The organism is Nocardiopsis sp. CNS-639 (assembly GCF_000381685.1).
GTDB classification, from domain to species: Bacteria; Actinomycetota; Actinomycetes; order Streptosporangiales; family Streptosporangiaceae; genus Nocardiopsis; species Nocardiopsis dassonvillei.
In genome coordinates this window covers 19930-35975 of sequence record NZ_KB906889.1, presented here as the reverse complement: position 1 = coordinate 35975, position 16046 = coordinate 19930, and the positions used below count along the sequence as shown (strand labels likewise).

The following is a 16046-nucleotide window of genomic DNA, read 5'->3' as shown; positions in this document are numbered from 1 at the left end:
CCTGAAGACGGCCCCTCCCTACCCCTCAATCCATTACCCTTATTGGGTGCCGAGCGTTTCAGGGCATGCCAAAACGCCTGCTGGGTGGGATCCCCCCTATTTCCAGGAAACCACTCCGCCCCCACCCCGGAACACCCCCGACTCCCGCCTGTGGAAAACACGGGAACGGCCCCGGGCGATCGCCCGGGGCCGGAACACTGTCTGGAGGAAACGGAAACCGGTCAGGCGTCCGTCCTCCCTGCGGGTTCCTCGCTCCTGCCCTCACCAGCGCCACTACTGCCACCAGCGCCACTACCGCCGCCGTCACCACTGCCACTGGCACCATCACTGCCACTGCTACCGGCACTGCCACCGACCCGGCCCCGGTACCACCGCCACAGAGCACGTGCCAGCGGCAACACGATCACCACAGCCAACAGCAGCAACAGCGTTCCCGAGATCGGCCGGGTCAGGAACCCCGTGGGGTCCCCGTCGAAGAGCAGCAGCGACCGGCGCAGCGAGCTCTCCAGCAGCGAACCCAGGACGAAGGCCAGCACCAGCGGCCCCGGGTCGAAGCCGAACTTCTTCATCAGGTAGCCCAACAGTCCGAAGACCACCACCAGCACGATGTCGAACACGTTGTTGCGCACCGTGTACACGCCCACCAGCGTGATCAGCACCGTGATGGGCGCCAGGATCGTCGGGCGCACCCGCAGGATCCGTACGAACAGCCCCACCAGCGGAATGCTCATGATCAGCAGCAGGATGTTGCCGATGTACATCGAGTTGATGACGCCCCAGAACAGCTCCGGCTCCTGGGTCACCAGCTCCGGTCCCGGCGGCACACCTTGGATGAGCAGCGCGCCGAAGATGATCGCCATCGTCGCGTTCGCCGGGATGCCCAGGGTCAGCAGCGGGATGAACGAGGAGGTGGCGGCGGCGTTGTTGGCCGTCTCGGGAGCGGCCACGCCCTCCACCGCGCCCCTGCCGAAGCGCTCGGGGTTGCGCGAGCGCCGCTTCTCCATCGCGTAGGCCGCCAGGGAGGACAGGGTGGCGCCTCCGCCGGGCAGGATGCCCAGCGCGAAGCCGATGATCGAACCCCGCCCGATCGCGCCCGACGACTGGCGCAGGTCCTTGCGCGAGGGCCAGGTGTTGGTGACCTTGAGGGGCTTCTTCGGCGCCCGGTGGCGTTCCTCCAGGCTGTGCAGGATCTCCCCGATGCCGAACAGGCCCATCGCGATCGGCACGAAGTCGATCCCGTCGGACAGCGCCATGGAGTCGAAGGTGAAGCGTTCGGCGCCGGTGAAGGTGTCCAGCCCGACCGTGGCCAGCAGCAGGCCCACGCAGGCGGCGATGATCGCCTTGATCCGGCTGCCGTTGCCGACGGTGGACACCAGCAGGATGCCCAGCAGCGCCAGTGCGGTGTACTCGGGAGGGCCGAAGTCCAGGGCGAAGCTCGCCACCAGGGGCGCGACCAGGGACAGGGCCACGATCGACACGGTCCCGCCCACGAACGACCCCACGGCCGCGATGCCCAGCGCCGTCCCGGCCCGGCCCTGGCGCGCCAGCATGTGGCCGTCGAAGACTGTCACCACCGAGGACGCCTCGCCGGGCAGGCGCAGCAGGACCGAGGTGATCGTCCCCCCGTACTGGGCGCCGTAGAAGATGCCCGCGAGCATGATGATCGCGGTCACCGGTTCGAGGCCGAAGGTCAGGGGGAGCAGGATCGCGATCGTGGCCGCGGGTCCGAGCCCGGGCAGGACCCCGACCAGCATGCCGACCACGACGCCGATCAGGCAGTAGAGCAGGTTGACCGGTTCGAGGACGACGCCGAACCCGTTGATCATGGGTGTCAGGGAATCCATCGTTGTGTCCTAGAAGAGGTGGGGGATCGGCACGGCCAGCAGACCGACGAAGACGACGTAGAAGGCGACCACGATCAGGACCGAGGCGATGGCGGACAGGCGCCACGACTCGCCCCCGAGGAAGCGCAGCCACACGAAGGCCAGGAGCGCCGAGGGGATCTCGAAGCCGATCACGCCGACCACGGCGACGAAGCCGACCATGGTGGCGACCCCGGCCAGGACCTTCCAGGAGGAGGCGGAGAAGACCTCGGTGTCGGCGGTGCGGCGGGCCAGTCCCAGCAGGGCCACGCCCAGCGCGGCGATCGCCACGCTGACGAGCAGGGGCCAGGTGCCCGAGCCCGGGTCGGCGGGGGTGCCCGGGCCGAGCGACCAGGACCCGGCGATCCCGGCCGCGCCCAGGGCGATGACGGTCAGGGCCACCGCTGCGTTGGCCCAGGGGCCCAGGGGCTTCGGCGGTTCCTCGTCCTCCTCCGGGTCGGGTGCGGTCTCCTGCGACTGGGCCTCCCGCGACCCGATTTCCTGCGACCCGGCCTCCCGCGACCCGGCCCCCTCCGGAGCGGCTTCCTCCGGAACGACCCGCTCCCGGTCGGCCCCCTCCGGCCCGACACGCTGCGGATCGGCCTGCTGCGCGCCGGGTTCCGGGCCCGCGGGCGCGGCGTCCCGTGCCACGGCCTCCCGCTCCGGATCGGCCTGCTCCGCGGCGGCCCGCTGCGCCGCGCTCTCCCGCGTGCCGCCTTCCCGCGCAGCGCTCTCCTGCCGGGCGCTCTCCCGCCCAGCGGCCCCCAGCGTGGTGGGTTCCCTCGCGGCGGGCTCCCCTGCGGCGGACGCGGATCCCTGCGCGCGCCGGGTGCGGGGCGCGCTCACCGGCCCTCGCCCATGTCGATGCCGTACTCCTCCACCATGGAGGCGTACTCCTGCGCGAAGGAGGACCACTCCTCGGTCAGCTCGGCGGGCTCCAGCTCGTGCGGGGTGAGCAGGTTGTTCTCGTTGAACTCCTGGTAGGCGTCGCTGGCGAAGACCTCGGTGAACGCCGTGCGCAGCCTCTCCACGACCTCCTCGGGCGTGCCCTGGGGGGCGACCACGGCCCGGTACTGCGAGACCCGCACGTCGTACCCGGCCTCGACCGCGCTGGGGACGTCGGGCAGGTACTGGTTGCGCTCCTCGGCGAAGGTGGCCAGGGGGGTGATCTCACCGGCCTCGATCTGGGCGATCGCCTCGCCGAGCTGGACCGAGGCCACGTCCACCTGCTCGCCCAGGACGGCGGTCAGGGTGGGGGAGCCGCCGTCGAAGGGGACGGGGGTGCCCGTGATCCCGGCCTGCTCGAACAGCAGCGCCTGGGACAGCTGGCTGCCGGTGCCCACCCCGGTGGTGCCGTAGTCGACCTCGTCGCCGGAGTCGACGAGGTCCTGGAGGGTGTCGTAGTCGGAGGAGGCCGCGGTGACGAGCACGTAGTCGTCGCGTGAGACGCCGGTGACGACCTCGTAGTCGGCGATGTCGACCGCCTCCTCCTCCGAGACCGCCAGGGGGGTGATCGCGGTGAGGGAGGCGTTGATGACGAGCAGGTTCTGGCCGTCGGGCTCCTGGGAGGCGAGTTCGTTGGCGGCCAGGGCGCCGTTGGCGCCGGGGGTGTTGACCACGGGGAGCGCGACGCCGAGCCCCTCCTGCGCGCCGTCGGCCAGCGCGCGGGCGATGAGGTCGGTGCTGCCGCCCGGGTCCTGTCCGACCATCACGGTGATCGGCCCCCGGGGGAACTCGCCCTCGGCGGAGCCCCCGCCGGACAGGTTCCCGCCGCAGGCCGCCAGCGACACGGTGAGCCCCGCTGCGAGGACCGAGGCCGCGCCCCGGCGGGCGCGGCTCCTGTGCGGCATATGGGTCATGGTTCCTCGCCTTTCTTGTGGCCGCCGTCCGCACACGTCGGAGGGTCCTGTGTGAACGCGGTCACGTACTTCGGTGAGTGGCAGCATAGGAACATGCGATCATGCATGTCCAAGTCGAATACGGCATAAGCTGATACCTTCCGTGCATCATGTTCTCTTTCGACCAGTTGCGCGGTTTCGTCGCCGTCGCCGAGGAACTCCACTTCGGGCGGGCCGCGGAGCGGCTGTCCATGACCCAGCCCCCGCTCAGCCGCCAGATCCAGAAGCTCGAACGCGTCGTGGGCGTGCGCCTGCTGGAGCGCGACCGGCGCCACGTGGTCCTGACCGCGGCGGGGGAGGCCTTCCTGATCGAGGCCCGGCGCCTGCTGTCCCTGGCCGAGAGCGCGCCGGACCTGGCGCGGCGCATCTCCCAGGGGTCGCGGGGCACGCTGCGGATCGGCTTCACCGCGGCCTCCTCCTACGGCCTGCTCGGGGACATGATCAACTCCGTGGAGAGGCAGCTGCCGGAGATCACCGTCGAGCTGTTCGAGATGGTCACCAAGGAACAGGCCGCGGCCCTGCTCTCGGGTGAGATCGACATGGGCCTGGCCCGGCCGCCCCTGGACACCGACCTGTTCGGGTCGCGGGTCCAGCTCCGCGAGCGGTTGCTGGTCGCGGTGCCCGAGGCCCACCCGCTGGCGCGCCGCACGGGTCCGCTGTCCGCCGAGGACCTGGTGGACGTGCCGCTGATCATGCACTCGCCGATCAAGGCCCGCTACTTCTACGACCTCGTGGTCGGCCTGCTGCCCATCGCCCACCAGAACGTGGTGCACACGGTCAGCCAGGTCATGACGATGGTCTGGCTCGTCGCCGCCGGGCGCGGGGTCGCCTTCGTGCCCGCCTCGGCGACCGGTCTGGGCGTGGCGGGGGTGGCCTACCGCGAGCTGGAGGGGCTGCCCGAGAACCCCGTCGAACTCCACCTCATCTGGACCCATGACTCGCCCAACCCCGTCGTGCCGAGGGTGCTCCAGGCGTGGCCCGCCGCCGACGGAGGAGGCTCCTGATACCCGGTGGGTATCAGTTGATGCCCAACGAATCTTGGACAGCATCGAACGACGCTCCGTACGGTAGCGGCAACACCGTGCGGGCCCGCCACCCCCGGGGCCCGAGCCGCAGAACCGAGGACGACACGTGAACGCGATGCACCCAGACGACCTGGCCGGACGGCTCAGGTCCGGGCTCCTGTCCTTCCCCGTGACCCACTTCGACGGCGACCTGGCCTTCGACGAGGGGCGCTACCGGGAGCACCTGGCCTGGCAGGCCGGCCACGACGTGGCCGGGCTGTTCGCCGCCGGGGGCACCGGTGAGGGCTTCTCCCTCACCCCGGCCGAGATCGACCGCGTGGTGCGCACGGCGGTCGACGAGGTCGGGGGCCGGGTCCCGGTGCTCGCCCCGGCCACCGGCGGCACCGCGTCGGCCGCCCTGCAGGCCCGCGCCGCCCAGGAGGCGGGCGCGGACGGCATCCTGCTCATGCCGCCCTACCTCACCGAGGCCGGGCAGCCCGGCCTGGTCGAGCACGTCAGCGCGGTCTGCCGGGCCACCGACCTGGGAGTGGTCGTCTACAGCCGGGCCAACGCCGTGCTCGACGACCGCTCCGTGGCCGAGCTGGCCGAGCGCAACCCCAACCTCATCGGCTTCAAGGACGGCGTCGGCGACATCGAGGCGATGACCCGCATCTACGCCCGGGTCGGCGACCGGCTGGTCTACATCGGCGGCCTGCCCACCGCGGAGACCTTCGCGCTGCCGCTGCTGGAGCTGGGGGTGAGCACCTACTCCTCGGCGATGTACAACTTCGCGCCCGAGTTCGCCCTGGGCTTCTACGCCGACGTGCAGGCCCGCGACAGGGAGTCGGTGTACCGCAAGCTCAACGACTTCGTCATCCCCTACCTGGACATCCGCGACCGAATGCGCGGCTACGCGGTCTCCATCGTCAAGGCCGGGCTCGACGCCGTGGGGCGCCACGGCGGACCCGTCCGGCCGCCCCTGACCGCACTCACCCAGGCCGAGCGCGACGAGTTGTCCGCGCTGGTCGGAAAGGTTGCCTGAATGGCCGAGCACACTCCGGACCCGAAGGGCACGGGAACGAACACGGACGTCCTCGGACCGCTGGTGGCCTGCGCTCCCGTCGAGGGCGGGGCCGGGACCCTGCGCGCGACCGACCCCGCCACGGGGGAGGAGTTCGGCGAGCCCGTGGGCCTGGTGGACTCCGGCCAGATCCAGGAGGCCACCCGCTCCGCCGAGCAGGCCCTGGACGCCTTCCGCGCCCAGTCGCCCGCCGAGCGCGCCGCCTTCCTGCGCCGCGTCGCCGACAACATCGACGCCCTGGGCGACGCGCTCGTGGACCGGGCGGTGCGCGAGAGCGGCCTGCCGCGCCAGCGCCTGACGGGGGAGCGGGCCCGCACCACCGGCCAGCTGCGCATGTTCGCCGACGTCGTGGCCCAGGGCGACGCCCTGGGCGCCCGCATCGACCCGGCGCTGCCCGACCGCGCCCCCCAGCCCCGCCCCGACCTGCGCCTGACGCACATCCCCGTCGGCCCCGTGGTGGTCTTCGGCGCGAGCAACTTCCCCCTGGCCTTCTCCACCGCCGGGGGCGACACGGCGGCGGCCCTGGCCGCCGGGTGCCCGGTGATCGTCAAGGGCCACAACGCCCACCCCGGCACCGCCGCGCTGGTCGGGCGTGCCGTGGCCGACGCGGTGCGCGAGAGCGGCCTGCCCGGCGGCGTGTTCTCCCTGCTGTTCGGGGAGGGCAACGGCATCGGACAGGAGCTGGTCGCCGACCCGCGCGTGAAGGCCGTGGCCTTCACCGGGTCGCGGGGCGGCGGGCTGGCCCTGATGCGGGTGGCGGCCGAGCGCCCCGAGCCGATCCCGGTCTTCGCCGAGATGTCCTCGGTCAACCCCGTGTTCGTGCTGCCCGGCGCGCTCGCCGGGCAGGGCGCCCAGGACCTGGCCGGGGCCTACGTCGCCTCGCTCACCCTGGGATCGGGGCAGTTCTGCACCAACCCCGGGCTGGTGTTCGTCCCCTCCACCCCGGACGGGGACCGGTTCGTGGAAGCCGCCGCGCGCCTGGTGGCCGACGCCACCGGCCAGACGATGCTCACCGCGCCCATCGCCGCGGCCTTCCGCGACGGGGTGGAGGCGCTGGAGGGGCGTTCGGAGGTCGTGCTGCGGGCCAGGGGCGGCGAGGGGGAGGGCCCCAACGCGCCGGCCCCGGCCCTGGCCGAGGTGTCCCTGGCCGACCTCATGGCCGACCCGCGCCTGAGCGAGGAGGTCTTCGGCGCCGCGGGCACGGTGGTGCGCTACCCCGACGCCGCCGCGCTGCCCGCCGCGCTGGAGGGGCTGGAGGGCCAGCTCACCGCCACCCTGCACGCCGACACCGGCGACGCCGACGACCTGGCGGCGGCGCGCGCCCTGCTGCCGGTGCTGGAGCGCCGCGCGGGCCGCGTCCTGTTCGGGGGCTGGCCCACGGGGGTGGAGGTGACCCACGCGATGGTCCACGGCGGCCCCTTCCCCGCCACCTCCGACGGCCGGGGCACCTCGGTGGGCAGCCTGGCCCTGCACCGGTTCCTGCGGCCGGTCAGCTACCAGGACATGCCCGACGCCCTGCTGCCGCCCGCACTGCGCCAGGACAACCCCTGGCGGCTGAACCGACGAGTCGAGGGCACCGTCGTGCCCGGAGGAGACCCCGCATGAGCACGCCCACCATCGCCTCCGTCGACGTGGTGCCGGTGGCCGGACGCGACAGCATGCTGCTCAACCTCAGCGGCGCCCACGGCCCCTTCTTCACCCGCAACATCGCCATCCTCACCGACAGCGAGGGGCGCACCGGCCTGGGCGAGGTCCCCGGCGGCGAGCCCATCCGCGCCACCATCGCCGACGCCGCCGAACTGCTCGTCGGACGCCCCGTCGCCGAGCTCAACCCCCTCCTGCGCCGCGTCCAGGACGCCTTCGCCGACCGTGACCGGGGCGGGCGGGGCGAGCAGACCTTCGACCTGCGCACCACCGTGCACGCGGTCACCGCCCTGGAGTCGGCCCTGCTCGACCTGCTGGGCCAGCACCTGGGCGTGCCCGTCTGCGACCTGCTCGGAGAGGGCCGCCGACGCGAGCGGGTGCCCATGCTGGGCTACCTGTTCTACGTCGGCGACCGCGACCGCACGCCGCTGCCCTACCCCGAGGCCAAGGACCCCGCCGACGACTGGGAGCACCTGCGCACCGAGCCCGCGCTCACCCCCGAGGCCGTCGTCGCCCTGGCCGAGGCGGCCCGGAGCCGCTACGGCTTCCGCGACTTCAAGCTCAAGGGCGGGGTGCTGGCGGGCGAGGAGGAGGCCGCGGCGGTCCGAGCCCTGGCCGCGCGCTTCCCCGACGCCCGCGTCACCATCGACCCCAACGGCGCCTGGTCGCTGGCCGAGGCGACCGCGCTCTGCTCCGACCTGCACGGCGTCCTGGCCTACGCCGAGGACCCCTGCGGCGCCGAGGGCGGCTACTCCGCGCGCGAGGTCATGGCGGAGTTCCGGCGGGCCACCGGCCTGCGCACCGCCACCAACATGATCGCCACCGACTGGCGCCAGATGGCGCACAGCGTGCGCGTCAACGCGGTGGACATCCCGCTGGCCGACCCGCACTTTTGGACCATGCGCGGCTCGGTGCGCGTGGCCCAGCTGTGCGAGGACTTCGGTCTGACCTGGGGCTCGCACTCCAACAACCACTTCGACATCTCCCTGGCGATGTTCACCCACGTGGGAGCCGCCGCTCCCGGCGACATCACCGCCCTGGACACCCACTGGATCTGGCAGGACGGGCAGGCCCTGACCCGCAGGCCCCTGCGGATCGAGGACGGCGCCGTCACCGTGCCCACCGCCCCCGGCCTGGGCGTGGAGCTGGACCGCGACGCCCTGGCCGCCGCGCACGAGCTGTACCTGGAGCACGGCCTGGGCGCGCGCGACGACGCCGCGGCCATGCGACACCTCATCCCCGACTGGACCTTCGACCCCAAACGCCCCGCGATGGTGCGCTGAACCCTCCCCCCGTCCCTCCCACTTCCGGAGACCCCATGAACACACCCGCCGAGCCGCGGGGCGGCACCCGCACCGGCACCGCGGGGGGTACCGCCACCGACGCCATCGCCTCGGTGACGCTGTCCCGCGTCGACCTGCCCCTGTCCACCCCCATCAGTGACGCCAAGGTGCTCACCGGCCGCCAGAAGCCGCTCACCTCGGTGTCGATGCTCTTCGCCGAGATCACCACCGAGCAGGGGCTCGAAGGCGTCGGCTTCACCTACTCCAAGCGCGCCGGAGGCCCGGGCCAGTACGCCCACGCCCGCGAGGTGGCCCCCGAGCTGATCGGCGAGGACCCCAGCGACATCCAGCGCCTGTGGACCCGCCTGGTGTGGGCCGGGGCCTCGGTGGGGCGCAGCGGACTGGCCACCCAGGCCATCGCCGCGATGGACATCGCCCTGTGGGACCTCAAGGCCAAGCGGGCCGGACTGCCGCTGGCCAAGCTCCTGGGCGCGCACCGCGACGCGGTCGACTGCTACAACACCTCCGGCGGGTTCCTGTCCGCGCCGCTGGAGGAGGTGCTGGACAACACCCGGGCCGCCCGCGCCGCGGGCATCGGCGGCATCAAGATCAAGGTCGGCCACCCCGACCACCGGGTGGACCTGGCCCGCGTGGAGGCCGTGCGCGAGGAACTGGGCGACTTCCCGCTCATGGTCGACGCCAACCAGCAGTGGAACCGGGGCTCGGCCGCGCGCATGGGGCGCCTCCTGGACCGGTTCGACCTGGTCTGGATCGAGGAGCCGCTGGACGCCTACGACGTCCGGGGGCACGCGGACCTGGCGCGCGAGCTGGCCACGCCCATCGCCACCGGTGAGATGCTCACCAGCCCCGCCGAGCACGAGGCGCTGATCCAGGCCGGGGCCGTGGGCTTCATGCAGCCGGACGCGCCGCGGGTCGGGGGCATCACCCCGTTCCTGGACGTCATGGCCCAGGGGCGCAGGGCCGGGGTGCGGATGGCGCCGCACTTCGCCATGGAGATCCACCTGCACCTGGCCGCCGCCTACGAACTCGACCCCTGGGTGGAGCACTTCGACTGGCTCCAGCCCCTGTTCGAGGAGCGGCTGGAGACCGCGGGCGGGCGCATGCTCGTTCCGGACCGGCCGGGGCTGGGCTGCACGATCAGCGAGCAGGCCCGCGCCTGGACCGCCCAGAGGACCCGGGTGGACGCCGACGGCCACACGGACCTGAAGGGATGACCGGTCGCGCCGCCGGGTCCGGTGACCCGGCGGCGCGAGGCGGCGGGCCCGCGCGTGCGGCCGAACCGGGGCGGGGAGGGCGCGCGGGGGCCGGGAGCGCACGCGGCGGTCAGGAGAGCGCGCGGAACCCCTGTGCGTCCGCTCCGCCCAGCAGCGCCACGCTCAGCCACATCCCCGGCAGCTCCTCGGCGGGCACGTCGGTGTCCGTCACGATCCGCTCCACCGGAACGTCCAGCGGCGCGGTCGCCGGGTGCAGCGGTGTCACCAGTTCGGCCCTGTTGCCCATGGTGAGCAGTACCTGCACGGCGGTCCGCCCCCTGTGCCCCTCGGGCAGGGAGTAGGGCACGGTCACCCTCCAGCGCATGTCCGTGGGCAGGCTGTCCGGAGCGCGAAACCCCCAGTACCACGCCTCCTGGTCGGACATCTCCACCACCAGCGACGACACGGGGACCTCGGTCTCCTCGTCCGCCGGAGCGATCGTCCACTCCCGGCCCATCACGGCGTCCTGGGGCCTTCGCGCCTCGCGCTGCCACCACCTGCGGCGGCGCAGGGCCAGGTAGTCCTCGACCCGTCCTCCCGAGCCCGCCCTGCCGACTGTCTCGTCCACCCGGTGTACTCCTTCAGGGGGCGTGGCGCGCCGCACCGCGCGCCACACGGCGTGCTCCCCCCGGTCCGTGGACGGCGTCACCGGCCCGTACATGGGGTGGAGCACACCGTTCAGGGGGACTGTCTTTACCCTCTGCCCGGTAGGGGGTCGCGCATGCCGGACGCGACCGGGGATTTCGCGCACCCCGGCGACCTGGGCCTTCACGGCGGCCCCTGTCCTCCCGGTCCGTCGCGGAGGGGGGAATCGGGCAGCGGTCGCGCGGGGCGGTCCTCACCCTCGGTAAGCTCCTGGGCGACTCCCGTACCACTCTGCCCAGGAGCACACGCATGCGTGAGATCGAGGCCAAGTACCGCGTCGCCGACCCCGCCGCGCTCCTGGCCGCCCTCGACTCCGCCGGGGTAGCCCTCTCCGCGCCCGCCGAGCAGGACGACCAGGCCTACGCTCCGCCCGGGTGGGAGTTCGGCATGCCCAAGGCGGGACGCGCCTTCGCCCGGCTGCGCACCCAGGGCGGCGAGCACGTCCTCACCGCCAAGACCCCCACCGCCAACCCCCTGGAGTACGTGGAGCACGAGACCGCCGTCGCCGACCGGGAGCAGATGCACCGGGTCCTCCTCCAGTTCGGCTACGTCCCGGCCCTGCGCATCGTCAAGACCCGCCGGGTCGGCCGGGCGGGCCCGATCACCGTGTGCGTGGACGAGTTGCGCGGTGTGGGCGTGTTCCTGGAGGTCGAGCTGACCGTGGACGACGACCGCGACGGCCCCGCGGTCCAGGCCCGGCTCGACGCGTGGGTGCGCTCGCTCGGCGCTGACCTGGAGCGCACCACCGACGGCTACGACGTCCTCGTACGGGCCGCCGCGGCGAGCTGACCGCGGGGTCCCGGCCGGGCGCCCGCGCCCGGCCGGGAGCCGCCACAGCCGTCGGGGGAGGGGCGGGTCAGTGCAGGTAGCGGCGGCGGGTGATGACCAGCAGGTTGGCCGCCAGCGGCAGCAGCAGGGACAGCGCCGTCACCGTCCAGCCGACCGCGAGCGCCTGCCCGGGGTCGGGGTAGGCCGCGTCGGGCACGACCACGCCCACGCTGAGCCGGTAGGCGAAGCAGGTCGGGATCACGTACGAGAAGTCGGCGGCCATGAACACCAGCGTGGCCACGGTCAGGCCGATCCCGAACACGTTCACGATGACGACGTTGCGGGTCACCAGCGTCAGCAGGGCGCACAGCAGCGCCACCGAGGCGACGCACACGCCGACCAGCAGCCAGTAGGCGGCGCTCATCCGCCCGATCCCGGCGCCGGGGTTCTCCAGCAGCAGGAACACCACCAGTCCCACGTGGTTCACCGCCGCCATCACCGCCACCAGCGCGCACGCGACGGCCAGTTTCGCGGCCCACAGCGCGGGCTTGGAGCGGCCGCAGGTGAGCCACTCGAAGTAGGTGCCGTTGCGGAACTCGGTGTGGAAGCAGGCCGCGACGGTCGCGCACACCACCAGGGGCAGGACCATCGTGTACTGGTTGTGGAAGGTGAAGTAGAACCGCTCCAGGGTGGGCTCCCCGCCGTTCACGGCGTAGTCGACGACCACCATCGCCAGCGGGACGACGTTGAGCACGAGGACGGCCCAGACGAAGCGCTCCCGGCGGATCTTGCGGAGTTCGTTGGCCAGCAGCGTCCTCATGCGTCCTCCCCCAGGACCCTCGCGTACAGGTCCTCCAGGTCGCCCTCGACCTCGTCGGCGTCCATGCGCCGCACGATCCGGCCCGCTCTCATGAACAGCAGGTGGTCGGCCAGGGAGGCGATCTCGGTCAGGTTGTGGCTGGAGACGATCATGCTCGTGCCCCGTTCGCGCTGGACGGCCCGGACCAGTTCCCTGATGTCGCGGATGCCGATGGGGTCGAGGCCGTTGGTGGGCTCGTCCAGCAGCACCAGCCCGGGTTCGCCCAGGAGCGCCCGGGCGATGCCGAGCCGCTGCCTCATGCCCAGGGAGGTGCGCGAGAAGCGCAGGTCCGCCCGCTCGCCGAGGCCGACCTCCGCCAGCAGGCCGGGGACCTCGTCCAGGGGGGCGCGCAGGTAGCGGGCGTGCAGTTCCAGGTTCTCCCGCAGGGTCAGGCCGCCGTAGAACGCGGGGTACTCGATCAGGCGGCCCACGCGCAGGCCCGGCGCGCGCTCGATGGCGCCGGTGTGGTCGTTGGCGCCCAGCACCGACTTGAGCAGGGTGGTCTTGCCCGAGCCGTTGGGGCCGAGCAGCCCGTAGACCCGCCCGGGTTCGACCCGCAGGTCGATCCCGTGCAGGACGCGGTGGCGGCCGTGGGCCATGGAGACGTCGCGGATGTCGATCAGGCTCACGGGACCACGATCCACAGGCCGAAGAGGACGGCGTAGACGAGGAGGAGGACGCCGGGGAGGACGTACGCCCCCTTCTTCGTCCCGCCGGGTGAGAGGAAACGGGCCGCCGCGATGGTGACCGCGCCCGCGAACGCGATCATCGACGCGACCAAGAGCACCGCTGACATGCGACTCCTTGTCGTCGTGGACGTGCCCGGGACGTGTTCCCGAGCAGCACCGACCACGCTAGGCAGGGGCGTGCGGCGGGGGCAGTGTCCCCGGTGCCGGGTCCGGTGGCGCGAAGGCCGGGCGGGGTGGCCGGGGACCGGGGGGAGCGTGGACCCGGGGACGCGGCGGGGTGGCCGAAGGTCTGGCCGGGGTGGCCCGAGGTACCGTCGCGGACCGGCCCCGGTACCCCTTCCGCGGTGGGGGCTCCGTCCCGGGAGGCCCCGGTGAACAGCGGTTATACGGTGGGGCCGTGCGGATTCTCGGCAACGTCCTCCCCTGGTCGACCGTGGTGTTCGTCGTCCTCGCGGCCGTCGACTCCTACCTCGGCAACATGATCACCGTCCCCTGGCCCCTGCTGGCGGCCGACGCCGTGCTGGGGGCGGTGCTCGTCACGGCGAGCCGCTGGTGGACGGCTCGCGGCTGGGGCCGGTGGCTGGTCGCGGCGGCACCGGCCGTGTCCACCGCCTCCGTCGGTCTGGCCGCGCTCGTGGCCGCCCGCGAGGCGTCGGGCAGGGGGTGGCGGACGGCCGCGCCCCTGTGCGGGGTCCTGGCCGCCGCCCTGGCCGCGGGCCTGCACAACCCCTGGACCCCGGTGGAGCCGATCCGGCCCCTGTGGGTCGAACTGCTGCTCGTGGCCGCCGCCGTCGCCGCCCTGGCCGCGGCCTCGGCCTACCGGGGCGCCCGCGCCGACCTGGTCCGCGTGCTGCGGGAGCGGGCGCTGGACGCCGAGCGGGAGCAGCGCTTCCGGGTGGAGAACGCCAGGATGGAGGAGCGCGACCGCATCGCCCGGGAGATGCACGACGTCCTCGCGCACCGGCTCACGCTCATCTCGCTGAACGCCTCCGCGCTCACCCACCGCCCCGACCTGGCCGCCGCCGACCGCGACGCCCTGGCCGAGGAGATCCTCACCAACACCCGCCAGTCGCTCGCCGAGGTTCGCGGCATCCTGTCCGACCTGCGTTCGGGGCAGGACGAGGACGCCGACCGACCCCAGCCCACCTTCGACGGGCTCGGGCGGCTCCTGGAGGAGAACCGCAGGGCCGGAATGCGGCTGGAGGTGCACGACGAGGTGAGCGGACGCCTCCCGGCTCCCGCCAACACCGGCCGCCACGCCTACCGCATCGTCCAGGAGGCCCTCACCAACGCCCGCAAACACGGCGCACCCGGGCCGGTGCGCGTGCGCGTCGTCGCGGACGGAACCGACGCGGTCCTCATCGAGGTCCGCAACCCCGTGCGCCGGCGCACGGACACCGCCGACCCCGGGGAGCGTGGTCCGGACGCGGGTGCCGGCGTCGGACTCGTGGGACTGGCCGAACGCGCCGCCATCTGCGGCGGCTCCCTGCTCTGGGGGCGGACGGGGGACCACTTCGAACTGAGGGTGCGCCTACCATGGTCGCCGTGAGCGAACCCGTACGAGTGGTGGTCGTCGACGACGACCCGATGGTCCGGCGCGGCCTGCGCCTGCTCCTGGGAGGCGGCGCGGTCGAGGTGGTCGCGGAGGCCGGTGACGGCGACGAGGCGGTGCGGGTCGTCGCCGAGCACGCCCCCGACGTGGTCCTGATGGACCTGCGCATGCCCGGGACCGACGGGGTGGCCGCGACCGAGCGCATCCGCGGCGCTCCCGGGGCGCCGCCCGTGCTCGTGCTCACCACGCTGGACTCCGACCGGGCGCTGGTGCGCGCCCTGCGCGCGGGCGCGAGCGGCTTCCTGCTCAAGGACGCGCCCCCGGACGAACTCGTCGAGGGCGTCCTCGCGGTCCACCGGCGACGCCCGCACCTGGCCGACTCGGCCACCCGCCGCCTCATCGGCCTGGCCGTCGGCGGCGGGGACGACGAGGCGCGCGACCGGGCCCGCGAACGCGTGGCCGGGCTCTCCGACCGTGAGCGCGAGGTGGCCCTGGCCGTGAGCCGGGGCCTGTCCAACACCGAGATCGCCGAGGACCTGTTCATGAGCGTCAGCAACGTCAAGGCGGTCGTCGGCCGGGTGATGGCCAAGCTGGACGCGCCGAACCGGGTGCTCGTCGCCAACGCGGTGCGCGACGCGCGCCTGGAGGACGGCCGCACGGGTTAGCCGCGTCCGGGCGGGTTGTCGGTGGCCGCCCGTAGGGTGCGGGCATGGGAAGCCGTATCTGTGTGATCGCCATCGACGCGGTCGACGCCGAGACCGTGGCCGCGTTCTGGAGCCGTGTGCTGGACTGGCCGATCGTGGAGGAGGCCGAGGACGGGTTCAGCCTCGCTCCGCACGAGGGGGCGGACCTGGGGGTCGACGTGTTCACCGTGCCCGAGCGCAAGAGCGTCAAGAACCGCCTGCACCTGGACCTGCGCGTCACCGGCGGACTGACGGTGGCCCAGGAACTGGAGAGGTTGCTGGGGCTGGGCGCGGTGAAGGTGGACGTGGGGCAGCCCGAGGACGCCCGGTGGACGGTGCTGGCCGACCCCGAGGGCAACGAGTTCTGCCTGCTGCACGGACGCGCCGACGCCTCCTGAAGCGCCGCCCCCGGCCCCGGCCCCGTAGCTCAGGCTTCGCCCCCGGCGGCAGGGCCAGGCCGATCGCGAACCGGGCGTCGGGGGCCGCGATCGGCTCATAGGGGTGCAGGAGGGCCGTGTCCTCGTCGCGTTCGTGGCGGCCTCCGCCGCTGCCGTCGGGGGCGGGCGGCGGGACCGGCCGCCCCGGCTGGTGTCCGTCCTGGTCCTGGTTACCGTGCCTGCCCATGGTCGTCTCCTCGGGAACGGGGTGGACGACGGTGCCACGGTGACCCGGCACGCTCTGCTCGGAACCGGCCTTGGCGCGATCCGGCCACGCAAACCCCGACCCGGCCACCAAGTTCGGTCCCAGGCCGCTGAACAGTCCGGTGTGACCGGCCCGCACACGACACGGCCGCCGCGGAGTCCT

At 73.3% G+C, this 16046-nt stretch carries 16 protein-coding genes; 9 read left to right on the top strand and 7 right to left on the bottom strand.

Annotation, left to right across the window (positions count from 1 at the left end):
- Nucleotides 1-221: 221 nt before the first annotated feature.
- The 3 genes from G011_RS0128405 to G011_RS0128395 all read right to left on the bottom strand — a co-directional run bounded on the left by G011_RS0128405 (nucleotide 222) and on the right by G011_RS0128395 (nucleotide 3712).
- Nucleotides 222-1844: a tripartite tricarboxylate transporter permease gene (locus G011_RS0128405; RefSeq protein WP_026338754.1), complete on the bottom strand. Its 1623-nt coding sequence runs from the start codon at nucleotides 1842-1844 to the stop codon at nucleotides 222-224.
- Between the two features lie 9 nt (nucleotides 1845-1853).
- The gene (locus tag G011_RS31520) at nucleotides 1854-2513 is read right to left on the bottom strand and encodes a tripartite tricarboxylate transporter TctB family protein (RefSeq protein WP_231391620.1); all 660 of its coding nucleotides are present in this window, start codon (nucleotides 2511-2513) and stop codon (nucleotides 1854-1856) included.
- 191 nt (nucleotides 2514-2704) lie between these two features.
- A complete protein-coding gene (locus G011_RS0128395) occupies nucleotides 2705-3712 on the bottom strand; it encodes a tripartite tricarboxylate transporter substrate binding protein (protein WP_019611435.1) in 1008 nt (335 codons plus the stop codon).
- Nucleotides 3713-3870: 158 nt separating this feature from the next.
- Here G011_RS0128395 and G011_RS0128390 point away from each other — a divergent pair, with 158 nt between their 5' ends.
- The 5 genes from G011_RS0128390 (at nucleotide 3871) to G011_RS0128370 (ending at nucleotide 10007) form a co-directional block, all read left to right on the top strand.
- Nucleotides 3871-4764: a LysR family transcriptional regulator gene (locus G011_RS0128390; protein ID WP_019611434.1), complete on the top strand. Its 894-nt coding sequence runs from the start codon at nucleotides 3871-3873 to the stop codon at nucleotides 4762-4764.
- Between the two features lie 136 nt (nucleotides 4765-4900).
- Entirely contained in the window at nucleotides 4901-5806 is a 906-nt protein-coding gene (kdgD, locus tag G011_RS0128385; protein WP_036553244.1) for a 5-dehydro-4-deoxyglucarate dehydratase, read from the top strand.
- A complete protein-coding gene (locus G011_RS30410) occupies nucleotides 5807-7450 on the top strand; it encodes an aldehyde dehydrogenase (NADP(+)) (protein WP_019611432.1) in 1644 nt (547 codons plus the stop codon).
- Nucleotides 7447-8772 carry an enolase C-terminal domain-like protein gene (locus tag G011_RS0128375; RefSeq protein ID WP_019611431.1) on the top strand — a complete coding sequence of 442 codons (1326 nt, stop codon included), beginning with the start codon at nucleotides 7447-7449 and terminating at the stop codon, nucleotides 8770-8772. The genes G011_RS30410 and G011_RS0128375 overlap by 4 nt, the downstream gene beginning before the upstream one ends.
- 35 nt (nucleotides 8773-8807) lie before the next feature.
- Nucleotides 8808-10007 (top strand): L-talarate/galactarate dehydratase, encoded by a 1200-nt coding sequence (locus tag G011_RS0128370; RefSeq protein WP_019611430.1) that lies wholly within the window; start codon nucleotides 8808-8810, stop codon nucleotides 10005-10007.
- Nucleotides 10008-10116: 109 nt separating this feature from the next.
- On the opposite strand, the gene G011_RS0128365 is transcribed toward G011_RS0128370, so the two are convergent.
- The gene (locus tag G011_RS0128365; RefSeq protein WP_019611429.1) at nucleotides 10117-10614 is read right to left on the bottom strand and encodes a hypothetical protein; all 498 of its coding nucleotides are present in this window, start codon (nucleotides 10612-10614) and stop codon (nucleotides 10117-10119) included.
- 326 nt (nucleotides 10615-10940) lie between these two features.
- Between G011_RS0128365 and G011_RS0128360 the strand changes: the two genes are divergently transcribed.
- Nucleotides 10941-11480, top strand: a complete 540-nt coding sequence (locus G011_RS0128360) for a class IV adenylate cyclase (RefSeq protein WP_019611428.1) — start codon at nucleotides 10941-10943, stop codon at nucleotides 11478-11480.
- Between the two features lie 67 nt (nucleotides 11481-11547).
- Here the strand turns inward: G011_RS0128360 and G011_RS0128355 are convergent, their stop codons facing one another.
- The 3 genes from G011_RS0128355 to G011_RS0128345 are packed head-to-tail and all read right to left on the bottom strand — an operon-like array spanning nucleotide 11548 to nucleotide 13114.
- On the bottom strand, nucleotides 11548-12279 hold the full coding sequence (locus G011_RS0128355) for an ABC transporter permease (protein ID WP_019611427.1): 732 nt from the start codon (nucleotides 12277-12279) through the stop codon (nucleotides 11548-11550).
- The gene (locus G011_RS0128350) at nucleotides 12276-12947 is read right to left on the bottom strand and encodes an ABC transporter ATP-binding protein (protein ID WP_019611426.1); all 672 of its coding nucleotides are present in this window, start codon (nucleotides 12945-12947) and stop codon (nucleotides 12276-12278) included. The genes G011_RS0128355 and G011_RS0128350 overlap by 4 nt, the downstream gene beginning before the upstream one ends.
- A complete protein-coding gene (locus tag G011_RS0128345; protein WP_019611425.1) occupies nucleotides 12944-13114 on the bottom strand; it encodes a hypothetical protein in 171 nt (56 codons plus the stop codon). The genes G011_RS0128350 and G011_RS0128345 overlap by 4 nt, the downstream gene beginning before the upstream one ends.
- 290 nt (nucleotides 13115-13404) lie before the next feature.
- On the opposite strand from G011_RS0128345, the gene G011_RS0128340 reads away from it, so the two are divergent.
- The 3 genes from G011_RS0128340 to G011_RS0128330 are packed head-to-tail and all read left to right on the top strand — an operon-like array spanning nucleotide 13405 to nucleotide 15640.
- Entirely contained in the window at nucleotides 13405-14556 is a 1152-nt protein-coding gene (locus tag G011_RS0128340) for a sensor histidine kinase (RefSeq protein ID WP_019611424.1), read from the top strand.
- Nucleotides 14544-15224: a response regulator transcription factor gene (locus G011_RS0128335; RefSeq protein WP_019611423.1), complete on the top strand. Its 681-nt coding sequence runs from the start codon at nucleotides 14544-14546 to the stop codon at nucleotides 15222-15224. Before G011_RS0128340 ends, G011_RS0128335 begins: the two co-directional genes overlap by 13 nt.
- Before the next feature lie 44 nt (nucleotides 15225-15268).
- On the top strand, nucleotides 15269-15640 hold the full coding sequence (locus G011_RS0128330) for a VOC family protein (protein WP_026338752.1): 372 nt from the start codon (nucleotides 15269-15271) through the stop codon (nucleotides 15638-15640).
- The last annotated feature ends 406 nt before the right edge of the window (nucleotides 15641-16046 follow it).

Bases quoted from the DNA above. Each gene is read 5' to 3' on its own strand.
- G011_RS0128405 (WP_026338754.1), bottom strand. From the start codon at position 1,844: ATGGATTCCCTGACACCCATGATCAACGGGTTCGGCGTCGTCCTCGAA.
- G011_RS0128395 (WP_019611435.1), bottom strand. From the start codon at position 3,712: ATGCCGCACAGGAGCCGCGCCCGCCGGGGCGCGGCCTCGGTCCTCGCA.
- G011_RS0128390 (WP_019611434.1), top strand. From the start codon at position 3,871: ATGTTCTCTTTCGACCAGTTGCGCGGTTTCGTCGCCGTCGCCGAGGAA.
- kdgD (WP_036553244.1), top strand. From the start codon at position 4,901: ATGCACCCAGACGACCTGGCCGGACGGCTCAGGTCCGGGCTCCTGTCC.
- G011_RS30410 (WP_019611432.1), top strand. From the start codon at position 5,807: ATGGCCGAGCACACTCCGGACCCGAAGGGCACGGGAACGAACACGGAC.
- G011_RS0128375 (WP_019611431.1), top strand. From the start codon at position 7,447: ATGAGCACGCCCACCATCGCCTCCGTCGACGTGGTGCCGGTGGCCGGA.
- G011_RS0128370 (WP_019611430.1), top strand. From the start codon at position 8,808: ATGAACACACCCGCCGAGCCGCGGGGCGGCACCCGCACCGGCACCGCG.
- G011_RS0128360 (WP_019611428.1), top strand. From the start codon at position 10,941: ATGCGTGAGATCGAGGCCAAGTACCGCGTCGCCGACCCCGCCGCGCTC.
- G011_RS0128355 (WP_019611427.1), bottom strand. From the start codon at position 12,279: ATGAGGACGCTGCTGGCCAACGAACTCCGCAAGATCCGCCGGGAGCGC.
- G011_RS0128345 (WP_019611425.1), bottom strand. From the start codon at position 13,114: ATGTCAGCGGTGCTCTTGGTCGCGTCGATGATCGCGTTCGCGGGCGCG.
- G011_RS0128335 (WP_019611423.1), top strand. From the start codon at position 14,544: ATGGTCGCCGTGAGCGAACCCGTACGAGTGGTGGTCGTCGACGACGAC.
- G011_RS0128330 (WP_026338752.1), top strand. From the start codon at position 15,269: ATGGGAAGCCGTATCTGTGTGATCGCCATCGACGCGGTCGACGCCGAG.